At 62.2% G+C, this 13,538-nt stretch carries 14 protein-coding genes; 11 read left to right on the top strand and 3 right to left on the bottom strand.

Going from position 1 to position 13,538, the window contains the following annotated elements:
* Positions 1–78 precede the first annotated feature (78 nt).
* The 3 genes from metE to G7068_RS03725 are packed head-to-tail and all read left to right on the top strand — an operon-like array spanning position 79 to position 4,508.
* Complete coding sequence (metE, locus tag G7068_RS03735) at positions 79–2,397, top strand: 5-methyltetrahydropteroyltriglutamate--homocysteine S-methyltransferase (RefSeq protein WP_166289117.1); 2,319 nt, start codon at positions 79–81, stop codon at positions 2,395–2,397.
* Positions 2,398–3,606: a uroporphyrinogen decarboxylase/cobalamine-independent methonine synthase family protein gene (locus G7068_RS03730; RefSeq protein WP_166289114.1), complete on the top strand. Its 1,209-nt coding sequence runs from the start codon at positions 2,398–2,400 to the stop codon at positions 3,604–3,606.
* Positions 3,603–4,508, top strand: coding sequence for a methylenetetrahydrofolate reductase (locus tag G7068_RS03725; RefSeq protein WP_166289111.1), 906 nt, complete (start codon positions 3,603–3,605; stop codon positions 4,506–4,508). The genes G7068_RS03730 and G7068_RS03725 overlap by 4 nt, the downstream gene beginning before the upstream one ends.
* Positions 4,509–4,528: 20 nt before the next feature.
* Here the strand turns inward: G7068_RS03725 and lipA are convergent, their stop codons facing one another.
* The 3 genes from lipA to lexA form a co-directional block, all read right to left on the bottom strand.
* Positions 4,529–5,536, bottom strand: a complete 1,008-nt coding sequence (gene lipA, locus G7068_RS03720; protein ID WP_166289108.1) for a lipoyl synthase — start codon at positions 5,534–5,536, stop codon at positions 4,529–4,531.
* Positions 5,533–6,231: a lipoyl(octanoyl) transferase LipB gene (gene lipB / locus G7068_RS03715; protein WP_244304658.1), complete on the bottom strand. Its 699-nt coding sequence runs from the start codon at positions 6,229–6,231 to the stop codon at positions 5,533–5,535. The genes lipA and lipB overlap by 4 nt, the downstream gene beginning before the upstream one ends.
* Positions 6,232–6,326: 95 nt before the next feature.
* Positions 6,327–6,992, bottom strand: coding sequence for a transcriptional repressor LexA (gene lexA / locus G7068_RS03710; RefSeq protein WP_166289105.1), 666 nt, complete (start codon positions 6,990–6,992; stop codon positions 6,327–6,329).
* Positions 6,993–7,290: 298 nt separating this feature from the next.
* Here lexA and G7068_RS03705 point away from each other — a divergent pair, with 298 nt between their 5' ends.
* From G7068_RS03705 to G7068_RS03670, 8 genes are all read left to right on the top strand, one after another.
* Positions 7,291–7,737 (top strand): LysM peptidoglycan-binding domain-containing protein, encoded by a 447-nt coding sequence (locus G7068_RS03705; RefSeq protein WP_244304656.1) that lies wholly within the window; start codon positions 7,291–7,293, stop codon positions 7,735–7,737.
* Positions 7,738–7,767: 30 nt separating this feature from the next.
* Entirely contained in the window at positions 7,768–8,853 is a 1,086-nt protein-coding gene (locus G7068_RS03700; protein ID WP_166289102.1) for a histidinol-phosphate transaminase, read from the top strand.
* 68 nt (positions 8,854–8,921) lie between these two features.
* Positions 8,922–9,698 (top strand): DsbA family protein, encoded by a 777-nt coding sequence (locus tag G7068_RS03695; RefSeq protein WP_244304654.1) that lies wholly within the window; start codon positions 8,922–8,924, stop codon positions 9,696–9,698.
* Entirely contained in the window at positions 9,695–10,558 is an 864-nt protein-coding gene (locus G7068_RS03690) for a cytochrome c biogenesis CcdA family protein (RefSeq protein WP_166289099.1), read from the top strand. The genes G7068_RS03695 and G7068_RS03690 overlap by 4 nt, the downstream gene beginning before the upstream one ends.
* A gap of 10 nt (positions 10,559–10,568) precedes the next feature.
* Positions 10,569–11,177 (top strand): imidazoleglycerol-phosphate dehydratase HisB, encoded by a 609-nt coding sequence (gene hisB, locus G7068_RS03685; RefSeq protein ID WP_166289096.1) that lies wholly within the window; start codon positions 10,569–10,571, stop codon positions 11,175–11,177.
* On the top strand, positions 11,174–11,812 hold the full coding sequence (hisH, locus tag G7068_RS03680) for an imidazole glycerol phosphate synthase subunit HisH (protein WP_166289093.1): 639 nt from the start codon (positions 11,174–11,176) through the stop codon (positions 11,810–11,812). Before hisB ends, hisH begins: the two co-directional genes overlap by 4 nt.
* A gap of 62 nt (positions 11,813–11,874) precedes the next feature.
* On the top strand, positions 11,875–12,621 hold the full coding sequence (gene priA / locus G7068_RS03675; RefSeq protein WP_166289090.1) for a bifunctional 1-(5-phosphoribosyl)-5-((5-phosphoribosylamino)methylideneamino)imidazole-4-carboxamide isomerase/phosphoribosylanthranilate isomerase PriA: 747 nt from the start codon (positions 11,875–11,877) through the stop codon (positions 12,619–12,621).
* 4 nt (positions 12,622–12,625) lie between these two features.
* On the top strand, positions 12,626–13,519 hold the full coding sequence (locus G7068_RS03670) for an SseB family protein (protein ID WP_166289087.1): 894 nt from the start codon (positions 12,626–12,628) through the stop codon (positions 13,517–13,519).
* The last annotated feature ends 19 nt before the right edge of the window (positions 13,520–13,538 follow it).

Raw genomic sequence — 13,538 nt, 5'->3', positions numbered from 1 at the left:
CTGAGGTGACGGATAGCTTGGGGGAGCCAGGCAGAGAGCGCGTGGCGAAACCGTTAGCCCCGATACGCAAGGATTCGAATGACTGCGAAGACGCCATTGCCCACCGCCACGATTCTCGGTTACCCCCGTTTGGGACGACGACGCGAGCTGAAGCGAGCTATCGAGTCCTTCTGGAAAGGAAACTCGTCCGAGGCCGAACTGACCGCGACCGCGCGTGAGCTGCGCGCTGCGACTCGGGCCCGCCTGGTCGAGCTCGGGCTTCCCGCCGAGGGTGGGGCTGTGCCCGAGAGCTTTAGCTTCTACGATCAGGTGCTTGACGCGACACTAGCGCTGGGCGCGATCCCGAGCCGCTTCAGCGACGTGCAGGGCAGCGACCTGGTTACGTACTTTGCGCTTGCGCGGGGCGATAAGGATCACCAGCCGCTCGAGATGACGAAGTGGTTCGACACGAACTACCACTACAGCGTCCCTGAGATTGACGAGCGCACGCCCTTTGCGGCAAACCCGGCGGCTCTCGTGGCCCAGGTCGCAGAGGCAGCAGCACAGGGGATCGAATCGCGCCCCGTGCTCGTCGGCCCTGTGACGTATCTTTTGCTCGCAAAAGCTTCAGACGACGCGGGTGAGGGGTTTAGCCCCATTGACCGCCTCGACGAGGTTGTAGCGGTCTATGTCGAGTTGCTGGGCGCGCTCGCCGCAGCCGGGGCAGGCTGGGTGCAGCTTGACGAGCCAGCGCTCGTCTCTGACTCACTCTCGGTGTCGCGCGAAGAGGCACTCGCGCTGGTTGAGAAGGCCTACGCAGCGCTCGGTGGTGCGGACTCGCGCCCACAGATTCTGCTGACCGCACCCTACGGTGACTCGTCTGCGGGGCTTACCCGTCTCGCTGCGCTTCCCGTGGAGGCCGTACAGGCAGACCTCGTGCGTGGATCGCTGCCGCAGCAGGCGCTCGCATCGGGTGAACTCGCGCGTGCATTTGGTGAGAAGCAGTTTGTTGCGGGGGTTGTCGACGGCCGCAACATTTGGCGCACCGACTTGCGGGCCGCATTCGCGCAGCTTGCTGGGCTCAAAGACGCGGGTATCAGCGTGGTCGTCGGAACCTCCAACAACCTGCAGCACGTGCCTCACGACGTGAATGACGAAACGAAACTCGATGCACGCCTGAAATCATGGCTTGCCTTCGCTGACCAGAAAGTTGAGCAGGTCGCCGTGCTCGCGCGTGGACTCGCCGAAGGTGCCGCCGCAATCGAACCCGAGCTCGCTGTAACCGAGGCCGCCCTGGCAGATCGTGCTTCAGCTCCCGGCGTTCATGTTGATGGTGTGCGCGGTCGGGTTGGCGCTGTGACCGATGCGGATCGCAATCGCGCTGATGAGGCCACTCGTCGCGAGGCCCAGGAGGGACTGAGCATCCCGAACCTGGCCACCACCACAATTGGTTCTTTCCCGCAGACCGGAGAAATCCGTAAGGCACGCGCCGCGTTTGGTCGCGGAGAGATCGACCAGAACGCATACGACGGCTTCCTGCGCGATGAGATCGCACGAGTGATCAAGCTGCAGGAAGAGATTGGGCTCGACGTGCTGGTACACGGCGAGGCTGAGCGCAACGACATGGTGCAGTACTTCGCTGAGTTGCTCGACGGGTTTGCCGTCACCGAAAACGGGTGGGTGCAGTCCTACGGCACCCGTGCGACGCGTCCGTCGATCCTGTGGGGAGACGTTTCGCGACCCGCACCCATGACCGTCGCGTGGTCGGCGTACGCGCAGTCGCTGACGCAGCAGCCTGTGAAGGGCATGCTTACCGGCCCCGTGACCATTCTTGCCTGGTCGTTCGTGCGCGATGATCAGCCGCTCGGCGACACCGCGGCTCAGGTCGCCCTCGCGCTCCGCGATGAGATTGATGATCTGGTCGACGCCGGGATCAACATCGTGCAGGTAGACGAGCCCGCGCTGCGTGAGCTGCTGCCACTTGATGCAGATCGCCAGGGGTCTTACCTTGACTGGTCTGTTGGATCTTTCAGGCTTGCGACCGGAGGTGCAGCACCCGAGGTGCAGATCCACACGCACCTCTGTTACTCCGAGTTCGGCGAAATCATTGATGCCGTTGACGGCCTCGACGCCGACGTCACCAGCATCGAGGCTGCACGCAGCCGCATGGACGTTGTGGAGCCCCTGGGCGACCACGGGTACTCGCGAGGCATCGGGCCCGGTGTGTACGACATCCACTCACCGCGTGTGCCGAGCATTGACGAGCAGTCTGAACTGATCCGCATCGCCGCCAAGCGAATTCCGGGCAAGCAGCTCTGGATCAACCCCGACTGCGGACTCAAGACCCGCGGGTACGAGGAGACCGTGGCAAGCTTGACGAACCTCGTGCAGGCTGCAAAAGCGGTGCGTGAGGCATAAATGACTCAGCTCTCTGAATCGCTAGCTCCGGCTTCCTGGCCAAGCCACACGCTGCCGACGGAACCGGTGGGTAGCCTACCGAGACCCGCGCGACTGCAGCGTGCTGTGCTTGACGCGGAGGTCGGGCTAGCGCCTCAGAGTGAGCTTGAGGCGGAGCAGGCCTTCGCCGTGCGAGACACGCTGCAGCGCATGGAAGAGACCGGCTCTCCCGTATTGAGCGATGGAGAACAACGCAGGCAGAGCTTTGCGAGTTATCCTCTCGGCACAGAAGAAGTTGATGAGGGGCCGGTGTTCGCGGTCTTTGCCGACGGCCACCACCGCGTGATCCCGAGTCTCACAGAGGGACCCTTTGGGTTTCGGGCGTGGGCCGCCGACGACGTGCGCGTCGCGAGGCAGCTCACTTCGTTGCCGCTCAAGCAGGCTGTCATCTCGCCCTCGATGCTGTCGCTCATGGTGCCTGCTGGCGGGCTCGGCGACTATACGCGATCAGAGTTTCTTGACGACGTCGTCAGCGGCTGCGCCGAAGACATACGGCGATGCTTTTCGGCTGGTGCTTCCCGGGTGAGCATCGACTTTACAGAGGGGCGACTTGCGCTGCGCCGAGATGTGCGAGCGCCCTGGGCGGGGCCCGATGCGCTCGGCGGGTTTATTGACCTCATCAATCGTGTGCTCGATCAGTTGACACCAGAGCAGCGGTCGGCCGTTGGGGTGCACACCTGTCCGGGCAATGACAACGACTCGGCGCACTCGGCAGACGTCGATTACGCCGAACTGATTCCCGAGCTCTTTCAGATCGAGGCTGGGTACTTTTTGGTGCAGTCGGCGAGTGAACACGACCCCGATCGGGTTGCGCGACTCATCGGCAAACAGCTTCGTGTTCTCTCTGCCGAGGCCACTGCGCCGCGAGTGTTGATCGGTGTGACAAATCCGACGAGCCCGAAGCTTGAAACGGCGGAAGAGGTGCGGGATCATCTCGTGCGGGCGGCTCGGTTCATTCCGACAGAGCTGCTTGGCTCGACTGACGACTGTGGATTCTCGCCGTATCTCATCGATGAGAAGCCGCGACACGGATCGCCGGATTTCGCACGTGATGTGGCGTTCGCAAAAATTGCCGCCAGGGTGCGCGGCACCCAACTGGCCGCGGAAGAGCTTTCTGGCGTCGCAGCTGGAGTGCCCGGCGGAGCCCTTGTGAACGGGGCAACCCGATGAATGCAACGTTACTCACTGGGAGCGCGCCGACGCGCGCGCGCTTTTCGTTCGAGGTGTTTCCCGCGCGCAGCGGTGCGGCGGCCCTCGCGCTTGGGCACGCGGTGCAACACTTGTCTGCCGCCGATCCCGACTTTATCTCGGTGACGTACGGCGCAAACGGATCAAATCGCGACGCCTCGCTCGACCTGCTGAAGTACCTACGCAACAACACAACAGCGCTCCCGCTCGCGCACCTCACGACCGTGGGGGAGTCGCGAGAGGCGCTTCGCCAGACCATTCACGGAATCATGGATGCCGGTGTGCACGACTTTCTCGCGCTGCGTGGGGATCCGCCGCGGGGCGCGAGTGAGAGTGATCCGAGTGTGCTTGGGTCGCCCAGCTCTGTTGAACTTTTAGAGATCATCGCGCAGGTGCGGGCCGAACGGCCGCCCCTCACGAGCGTCGGAAGAACGGTGGTGGCCGCTTACCCGAACGGACACCCCCAGTCGAGATCTCGCTCTGAAGACATCGACTGGCTCATAGCCAAACAAGGGGCGGGCGCCCAGTTCGCCATCACGCAGCTGTTCTTTCGCGCCGACGACTACCTCAGCTTTGTTGCCGAGGCGCGTGATGCGGGGCTGCACATCCCCGTGCTCCCGGGGCTGATGCCGGTGTCGACGAGTGCACAGCTGCGAAAGGTTGCCTCGCTCGCGGGTCAACCAGCACCGGCCGAGCTTGAACACGAAATGGAAGCCGAGGGTGGGTTCGCCCCAGAACTCGGTGTTGAGTATGCCGTATCGCTGGCGAGGGAACTGCTGGAGGGTGGAGCGCCGTCTATTCACCTCTACACGTTCAATCGCCACGAACAGGTGCTCGCTGTGTTGCGAGAGCTCAACCTACTGACGCCCAGCCCGGTGGGCTAGTCGGCTGCTGCGCAATCCGGTCACATTGCTTGTGCGGCAAACCCGGCAGGCGACTCTGCGAGATGCTGAAGCGACTCGGGGATCTCACGCTGTTTCGCCGTCATCGCCTGCGCCCATAGCCGGCCCGCTCGGTAGGAGGAACGCACGAGGGGGCCCGCGAGCACCGCAGTAAACCCCATCTCTTCGGCTTCCAGCCGCAGCTCGGTGAACTCCTGTGGACGCACCCACCGGTCTATGGGGTGGTGCAGCTTTGACGGACGCAGGTACTGCGTCAGCGTCAGAATGTCACAACCGGAATCAAGCAGTTCTTGCATGGTGTCGGTGATCTCGCGGCGATCCTCGCCCATGCCGAGAATCAGGTTTGACTTGGTGACCATGCCCGCGTCTTGTGCTTGGCGAATGACGTTGAGAGACCGGTCGTAGCGGAAGCCCGGGCGGATGCGCTTAAAGATACGCGGGACAGTTTCGAGGTTGTGCGCGAATACCTGCGGTGCTGTTTCAAATACCTGGGCGAGATCCTCCGGGCGTCCGCCAAGGTCATCGGCGAGAACCTCAACACCCGAACCCGGGTTGAGCTTGTGGATCTGACGGATCGTTTCGGCGTACAGCCAGGCACCCGTGTCAGGTAGATCATCTCGAGTGACTCCGGTGATCGTGGCGTAGCGAAGGCCCATAGCGCGCACGGACTCGGCGACGCGACGCGGCTCGTCCGTGTCGAGAGCGAGTGGCTTCCCCGAAGTGATGAGGCAGAAATCGCACCGCCTTGTGCAGATAGAACCTCCGATCAAAAAGGTCGCCTCGCGGTCTTCCCAGCACTCGTAGATATTGGGGCAACCTGCCTCCTGGCACACCGTGTTGAGGGCCTCTCGCTTCACAAGTGCCTGCAGGCTTTGGTATTCGGGGCCCAGGCGGGCGCGGGTCTTGATCCACTCCGGTTTCCGCTCGATTGGAGTTTCAGCATTGCGCACCTCGACGCGCAGGAGCTTACGGCCCTCTGCGAAGGGTGACCCGAGATTTCTTGCGCTCACTGTGTGACCTCCGTAAGTGCGGCTGTGAGGCGTGCAGTAAGCCTCGGCGCGACCTCGCTTGGCGCGATTGTGCGCCCTGCCAAACGACTCAGAGTCGTGACGCCGGCGTCTGTGATGCCGCAGGGCACAAACGACTTGAACGGTGCGAGGGAGTTGCTGCAGTTTATGGCCAGGCCGTGAGTGACGATTCCCTCGCTCACTCGAATGCCAATCTGCGCAAACTTCTCAGCGGGGAGACCCTCGGGCCTAGCCCACACCCCCGTGCGGCCGTCGATCAAGACACCCTCGACACCAAAGTCACCAGCGACGTCGACGATGACCTGTTCAAGAACGCGTACAAAATCCACGAGCGCAAACCGATTCCTCAACCGCACAACGGGATATGCCACAAGCTGCCCCGGGCCGTGCCAGGTTACTTTCCCGCCGCGATCCACGGGCACTACGGGGGTGCCGTCGGTGGGGAATTCTTCGGGTCGGGATCGGCGGCCCGCCGTGTAGACAGCCTCATGTTCAAGCACGATGAGCGTGCCGTCTGGTGTCGAGCTTGAAAGCCTTTCGACCGCGGCCTCTTGGAGTTCGAGCCCTCGCTCGTATGGGACGAGGCCCGGAGAAAAACCAGCGCACACGAGATCGATGTTGGCTCGGGTGATGTGTGGTGCGCTAAGGGGAGATGTGGTCGTCACTTCACTGGTCACAGTGAGAGTTTAAATGGACTCAGTCCAATAATAAAAATCGAAGAAAAAAAGCAGCTCTCCAGGGTGCCTGGAAAGCTGCATTGTGGCAGAGGTTCTTAGACGGAACGGAACACCGCAACGACCTTGCCGAGTATCTCCGCGTGATCACCAAGGATTGGCTCGAAGGCGCTATTGCGGGGGAGTAGCCAGGTGTGGCCGTCGCGGCGACGGAATACTTTTACTGTTGCTTCGCCGTCGAGCATGGCGGCGACAATGTCGCCGTTCTCGGCTTCGCGTTGCTGGCGAATGACGACGAAGTCACCGTCGCAGATTGCGGCATCAATCATCGAGTCGCCCACAACCCGGAGCATAAAAAGCTGCCCGTCTCCAACTAGCTGCCTCGGTAGGGGTACGAGTTCTTCCACCTGCTGGTCTGCGGTGATTGGCACTCCGGCGGCGATCTGGCCAACGAGCGGCACATAGGCCGTGTCTTCGGGTTGCATCTGCGGGGCGTCAGCGATGGCGCTGCTGGTGTCAGCGAGCTCAATGAGGATCTCGAGGGCCCTAGGGCGATTGGGGTCTCGTCGAATGAAGCCCGCAAGTTCGAGACGGCTCAGCTGATGCGTCACGCTTGATAGTGACGAGAGGCCAACGGCATCGCCAATCTCGCGCATGCTGGGCGGGTAGCCGCGACTCTCGACGGAGCGAGCAATGAACTCGAGAATCGCCTGCTGCTTCTCCGTGAGGGATTTTGCTGGGCGGGGCGTGGCTGCGGTGCTCATCGCTCGTCCTTTCCTTTGTCTACAGAACCTGGCCTCGGTTAACACGCGAACTGGCCTGTCGTGGATTCGAAAGTTGCGGCGAATCCGTGAATGTCAGTGGTCGGGTGTTGAGTGAAGCCGTTGTTCGAAACCCTAGCGGCTCTGATTGGAGCCTGGCAAACATATGTTCGAGTGTCGCGAGAATCCACCGAAAGATATGTTCGACAAAAAGCTTGCGATTTCGAAACATCGAAGATATCTTCGAAACAGATGTTCGATCCGAGGGTTCCCTTTCGAACATAAGCGAAAGGAAAATACCATGAGCGCACGAACGGTTGCCGGACACACTGGCACTCGCATGAACGACGCGAATGATGCATACGCTGTGGAAGCACGCGACACCGCGCGTCTACGATTGACTCGCCGGGGGCGCGTGGTTGTGGGCGGGCTCATTGCGCTGGTTCTGGCGGGGCTTCTGGTGTTCGCGGCCACCCTCCTTTCTCCGCAGGCTTTTGCTTCTGACTCTGCTTCGAGCAAGCAGCAGTTTCATTACGTTGTAGCTCAACCGGGTGAGTCGCTCTGGAGCCTCGCTTCTGAGCTTGATCCGAAGGTTGATCCGCGAGACCTCATCGCGGAGATCGTCCAGTTGAACCAGCTCCACGGGTCTGATGTAGAGGCCGGGCAGGCTTTGGCGGTGCCCCTGCGTTACTCCGACAATAAGAATGTGATCTCCGCGGACGAACTTGAGGCTGATTCCGCAGCCTAGCTGCTCGTTCTCAGCCCGTAGACTGGTCGGGTGACCAAGTTGAGTGATCTTCCCCTTCGCAGCAATCTTGTTGGCTTGGAGCCCTACGGGGCCCCGCAAGATCCAGTTCCTGTGAGCTTGAATGTGAACGAGAACACGCATCCGATCCCAGACGACGTGGTCGCAGACATTGTGCAGTCGCTCGAAGCGGCTGTTCGAGGTGTCAATCGATACCCGGATCGTGAATTTCTGGAGCTGCGCGAGTCGCTGGCGGGTTATCTCGGGGCGGGGTTGACGAGCGACAATCTCTGGGCTGCAAACGGTTCTAACGAGGTGCTGCAGCAAATCTTGCAGGCATTTGGTGGCCCTGGTCGTTCGCTGCTGAGCTTCACGCCGACCTACTCAATGTATCCGCTGCTTGCATCCGGCACGGACACGGCCTGGATTCCCGTTGCGCGTCCGGCTGACTATGCGCTCACTCCGGAAGGGGTCGTTGCCGCGCTTGAAGAGCACCGCCCAGACATTGCGATTTTGTGCGGGCCGAATAACCCGACGGGAACCCCTCTTGAGCGTGAGGTGATCCTCGCCGCTTATGACGCTTTTGACGGCATCCTCATTGTGGATGAGGCCTATCAAGAATTCGATGCTGAGCGGGAGAGCGCTGTTTCCCTGCTGCAGGGTCGACCCAGGCTGCTCATCTCTCGCACCATGAGTAAAGCGTTTGCGTTTGCTGGTGTGCGTTTGGGGTATTTGGCCGCTGATCCGGCCGTTGTTGATGCGCTCCGTCTTGTGCGCTTGCCGTATCACCTCTCTGCTCTTACGCAGGCGGCCGCAACCGCAGCGATTCGCCACTCTGTGACGATGCTCGCGACAGTGGATGACATCCGTGCGCAACGTGATCGTCTTGAGGCTGCCCTTGTTGAAATGGGTTACAAGGTGCACCCCTCTGGCGCGAACTTCTTGCTCGTGGGTGGATTCGAGAACCCGGACGCGACGTTTGAGGCGCTGCGAGCCCGGGGTATCTTGATCCGAAATCTGCACATCGATGGGCACCTGCGCATGACCGCTGGCACCGAGGCTGAGACCACCGTGCTGATTGATGCCCTTGCTGATCTTGGCCCCGGCGGCGCGAGATAACCACCCTTTGGGCTTCACGTGTCGCCCATAATGTGCGATCTTGCAACTGAGCAGTTACCCTTGTGGGTATGTCTTTACCCCCAGAAGCTTTGCCCCGTCACGAACTTGAGCGGTCGCTGCGGCGTTCCCGCATCCTGAACATCGTCTTGGGTGTCGTTGCCGTGGCCGCGCTCGTGTTCGGGCTTGTGCAACTGGGGCAGGGAGGCAGTGATACCGCGGAGAGCGCTTCGAATACCGCCGAAAGCGGCGACGATAGCGCAAGCGTCGAGAATGACACAGGTTCCGCGGCAACCGTTGGCATTGAGCGGCGCATAGAGGGTGACCCGATGGCGATTGGTGATATCGACGCCCCCGTTGTGATGAGCGAGTGGGTCGACTTCCGCTGCCCCTTCTGCGCTGTCTACTCACGAGATACCTTCGACCAGATCGTCACCGAGTTCGTTGACACCGGCAAGGTTCGCATTGAAATGCATGACGTCGCGTTCTTCGGAGATGAATCGGTGCGTGCGGCAGCGGCGGCCCGTGCTGCAGGGGAGCAGGGACGTTACTTCCAGTTCGTCAAGGCCGTGTACGACGCGGCCCCAGAATCAGGTCACCCTGACTTGCCGCCGGCGCAGCTCATCGAATTCGCCAAGACCGCTGGTGTGCCCGACATCGCGAAGTTCACCAAGGACATGGACCGCGAAGATCTGAAACAGGCGGTCAATGAGAGCACAGCGAAGGCTCAGCAGTACGGCGTTTCGAGTGTTCCCATGTTCGCCTCTAATGGGCAAGCAATCGCGGGCGCTCAGCCGATCGACGAGTTTCGTAAGTTTTTGAAGCAGGCGTCTGCCGAGGCACAGTGAGCCTGAGTCTGCTTGGCGCATTTCTGGGCGGTGTATTAACGCTGCTCAGTCCCTGCTCTGTCATGCTGCTGCCCGCCTTCTTCGCCTACGCTTTCACCAGCCCTGGGGTGCTGCTCGCGCGCACGGGAGTCTTTTTTCTGGGGCTCGCGACTGCTCTTGTTCCGCTGGGTCTGCTCGCGGGTTCGCTCGGCGCATGGGTGAATCAACACCGCTTTACGTTGGTGACGGTGGCTTCGGTTCTGGTGATGCTGTTTGGGCTGGTGTTGTTGCTCGGGATACGTGTTCCGGGCCTCGTCCAGCAGCGAGGCGCCGAGAGCGCCTCAATTGCTTCGGTGTTTGCCCTCGGAACGGTCTACGGGCTCGCGGGTGTGTGTGCTGGTCCCATGCTGGGTGCTGCACTGACGTTCGCGGCGTTTGGCGGCAACGCGCTCTTCGGTGGACTCGTTCTGCTGGTGTTTGCGGCGGGCATGACACTGCCGTTGCTGCTGCTCGCGCTCGTTTGGAATCGTGTGCCGGGGGTGAAGCGACTCTTGCGACCCAGGGAGCTGCGCATTGGACGCTGGCGCAACGCCTGGACGAACGTTATCGGCGGCGCTCTCACCATCGCGGTTGGGGCGATTCTGCTGCTCACACAAGGAACCTCCTCGGTCTCCGGGGTGCTTGGAGCGACGGACCAGGCAAGACTCGAAGCCGCGGTGATGCGTGGAACGGCTGGCGTGCCGGACTGGATCCCGGTCCTTATTTTCCTCGCGCTTGCCGCCGTGTGGGTGGCGGTCGCCATCACTCAGCGTCGGGCACGCAGAGTTCGCGCAGCCGCGGCCCCGCACACATCGGAAAATACGAGCCACAGAGCCGGATAGAATGGTGCGCATGACCGCAGCCACACGTACTGTCTCGCTTGAGCGTTCAACGAGCGAATCGCAGATCAGTCTGACTCTCGATCTTGATGGCACGGGGGAGTCTGATATTCAGACTGGCGTGCACTTCTTCGATCACATGCTGACCGCGTTTGCTCGCCACTCACTGACGGACCTGACGGTGCGTGCCCAGGGTGACACGCACATTGATGTGCACCACACGGTGGAAGACACGGGGATCCTGCTCGGACAGGCTCTCCTTGAAGCTTTGGGAGACAAGCGCGGTATCTCGCGTTACGGCGACGCATTCGTTCCGTTGGATGAGGCGCTTGCCCAGGCCGTTGTTGATATCTCGGGGCGACCCTATCTGGTGCACTCCGGCGAGCCCGAGGGCTTTGAATACCACCTGATTGGTGGCCACTTCACCGGCTCGATGGTGCGTCACTTTTTCGAAGCACTCACGCTGAACGCTCGGCTCACCGTGCACCTTCGCCTCGTTGAGGGTCGGGATCCGCACCACATCGCCGAGGCGGAGTTCAAAGCGTTTGCTCGCGCCTTCCGTCAGGCCAAGGCGCTCGATCCGCTCGTCACCGGTGTGCCCTCGACCAAGGGCGCCCTGTGAGCGCATCCCGTGCGCGGGTCGTGGTGCTCGACTATGGGTCGGGCAACCTGCACTCGGCGGTCAAGGCGTTGGCGCGTGCCGGGGCCGATGTAGAGCTGTCTCGGGATCCCGCGACGGTCGCGAGCGCCGATGGTCTGTTGGTGCCGGGTGTTGGTGCGTTCGACGCGGTGATGCAGCAGCTGCAGGCTGTTCGCGGTGATGAGCTGATCGATAAACGGCTCGCAGGCGGTCGTGCCGTTCTCGGTATTTGCGTTGGCCTGCAGGTGCTGTTTGAGCGCGGCATCGAGCGCAGCGTCGAAACAGAGGGGCTCGGGCAGTGGCCCGGAACCGTGCGCGAACTCGAATCTCCCGTTCTCCCGCACATGGGCTGGAATACCGTGCGTGCACCCGAAGATTCGGCCCTGTTTGCAGGAATTGCCGATGAACGGTTCTACTTCGTACACAGCAACGGTGCGACCGACTGGACGCTTGAGGGCCGCAACGAGGCGACTCGTCCGCGAGTGACCTGGAGCGAACACGGTGAGCCCTTTGTTGCCGCTGTCGAAAATGGACCGCTCTCGGCGACTCAGTTTCACCCGGAGAAATCTGGGGAAGCCGGAATCCAACTGCTGCGAAATTGGATCGCGACACTGTAGCGATCCTGAACCCTGTTTTGCCAGAAGACACTTCAACCCGTTATCTCGAAGGAGACCCAGTCATGAGCGAGCTCACCGAGGGCCCCAAGCTGCAGTTGCTTCCCGCCATTGACATGGTCGACGGCTCCGCCGTTCGTCTCACGCAGGGCGAGGCCGGCACTGAGACTCACTATGGCACCCCGGTGGATGCCGCCGCGGACTGGGTTGAGCAGGGCGCCGAGTGGATCCACCTGGTCGATCTCGATGCTGCGTTTGGGCGGGGCAGCAATGTTGCGGTCGCGCACAAGATCGTGAAGAAGTTTGGCCACGTCAATATTGAGTTTTCTGGTGGGATCCGAGACGATGCCAGCCTTGAGGCAGCACTCGAGATGGGCGCTCGCCGGGTAAACCTCGGCACTGCCGCACTTGAGAACCCCGAGTGGACTCGTGCCGCAATTGCTCGCTTCGGTGACCAGATCGCGGTTGGGCTTGATGTGCGCGGCGAGACGCTGGCCGCGCGCGGCTGGACGGAAGAGGGTGGCAACCTCTGGGACGTGCTTGAGCGCCTTGAAGACGCGGGCTGCCCGCGCTACGTGGTCACCGACGTCACCAAAGACGGCACGCTGCGTGGCCCGAACATTGAGCTGCTGAAGCAGGTGTGTGCCCGCACCGACCGTCCCGTTGTTGCCTCGGGTGGCGTATCGAGCCTGGACGACCTTGTCGCACTGCGTGAGATCGTGCCGCTCGGTGTTGAGGGTGCGATTGTGGGAAAGGCGCTGTACGACGGGGCCTTCACGCTGCCCGCGGCGCTCGACATCGCGGGCAGGTAACGCCGTGGCGATCAAGCGGCTGCCCTCGACGGGTGATGTGCCCCGGTCGACTGGGGTCCCTGACAGCCTGGTACCCGGCGGCGAGGTTGACTCAGGTGGCTACCCGTGGGCAGGCCGCACGTTTGACCACCACGAAACGGCGTTTGCTGGCGACGACGGGCTCACTCCGGAGGCGCTGCGTGTGGCGGTTGTCGCGCTGCGAGTCGCTGCAGCCGATTTCCGGGCCGCGGCCCCCGGCGGCCAGAGTGCCGCTCTCGAGGTGCTCGCAGAGCGCCAGATTGACGTGTTGCGAGCGATCGCGACCTCGCGCTTCTTGATCCCGCTGCTGACGGAAGCGGGGGATGTCGGTGTGACCCCGGAGGGGCGCACCGTCGAAAAGACACAAGAGCTCTCCATTGTTACCGTGGCGGGCCCCGACGGGCGCAGCGTGATGCCGGCCTTTAGCTCGGTCGAGGCAATGCAGCGGTGGAACGCTGACGCGAGACCGATCCCGGTTCCTGGCCCGCAGCTTGTGCTCGCTGCAGCTCAGGAAGAAACGGATCTTGTCGTGATCGATCCCGGGTCGCCCGACATGGAGTGTGGGGTTCGCCGCACGGCGCTCCGGGGAGTGGCGCTGGGCGATCCTGCGCTGCCCGCCTGGGCTGACGCTGAAGTGCGAGGCGCATTCACCGAGGCCCTCGGCGGAGACCCGCGGATTGAAGCGATCGCGCTCATGCCGGGCGATCCCGAGGGGCGACTGCTTGCGCCTGAGCTGGAGGTGCACATTCTGCTTGCTCCAGGCTTAGCGGGCGACGCTTTCTCTGAATTGCTCGAATCTCTGCAGCAGCGCCTTGCCGCGAGCGAGGTCATCGCGAACCGCGTTGACTCCATGAGGATCGTGCCCCGCGCTGCGGGCTAGTGCAAGTCAGCCGGTGCTC

It is taken from the genome of Leucobacter viscericola (assembly GCF_011299575.1).
GTDB lineage: Bacteria > Actinomycetota > Actinomycetes > Actinomycetales > Microbacteriaceae > Leucobacter > Leucobacter viscericola.
This window is presented reverse-complemented; position numbering and strand designations above follow the sequence as displayed.

Excerpts from the sequence above, each read along its gene's own strand:
- metE (WP_166289117.1), top strand. The coding sequence starts at position 79 with ATGACTGCGAAGACGCCATTGCCCACCGCCACGATTCTCGGTTACCCC.
- G7068_RS03730 (WP_166289114.1), top strand. The coding sequence starts at position 2,398 with ATGACTCAGCTCTCTGAATCGCTAGCTCCGGCTTCCTGGCCAAGCCAC.
- G7068_RS03725 (WP_166289111.1), top strand. The coding sequence starts at position 3,603 with ATGAATGCAACGTTACTCACTGGGAGCGCGCCGACGCGCGCGCGCTTT.
- priA (WP_166289090.1), top strand. The coding sequence starts at position 11,875 with ATGAGCGAGCTCACCGAGGGCCCCAAGCTGCAGTTGCTTCCCGCCATT.
- G7068_RS03695 (WP_244304654.1), top strand. The coding sequence starts at position 8,922 with ATGTCTTTACCCCCAGAAGCTTTGCCCCGTCACGAACTTGAGCGGTCG.
- G7068_RS03705 (WP_244304656.1), top strand. The coding sequence starts at position 7,291 with ATGAGCGCACGAACGGTTGCCGGACACACTGGCACTCGCATGAACGAC.
- hisB (WP_166289096.1), top strand. The coding sequence starts at position 10,569 with ATGACCGCAGCCACACGTACTGTCTCGCTTGAGCGTTCAACGAGCGAA.
- lexA (WP_166289105.1), bottom strand. The coding sequence starts at position 6,992 with ATGAGCACCGCAGCCACGCCCCGCCCAGCAAAATCCCTCACGGAGAAG.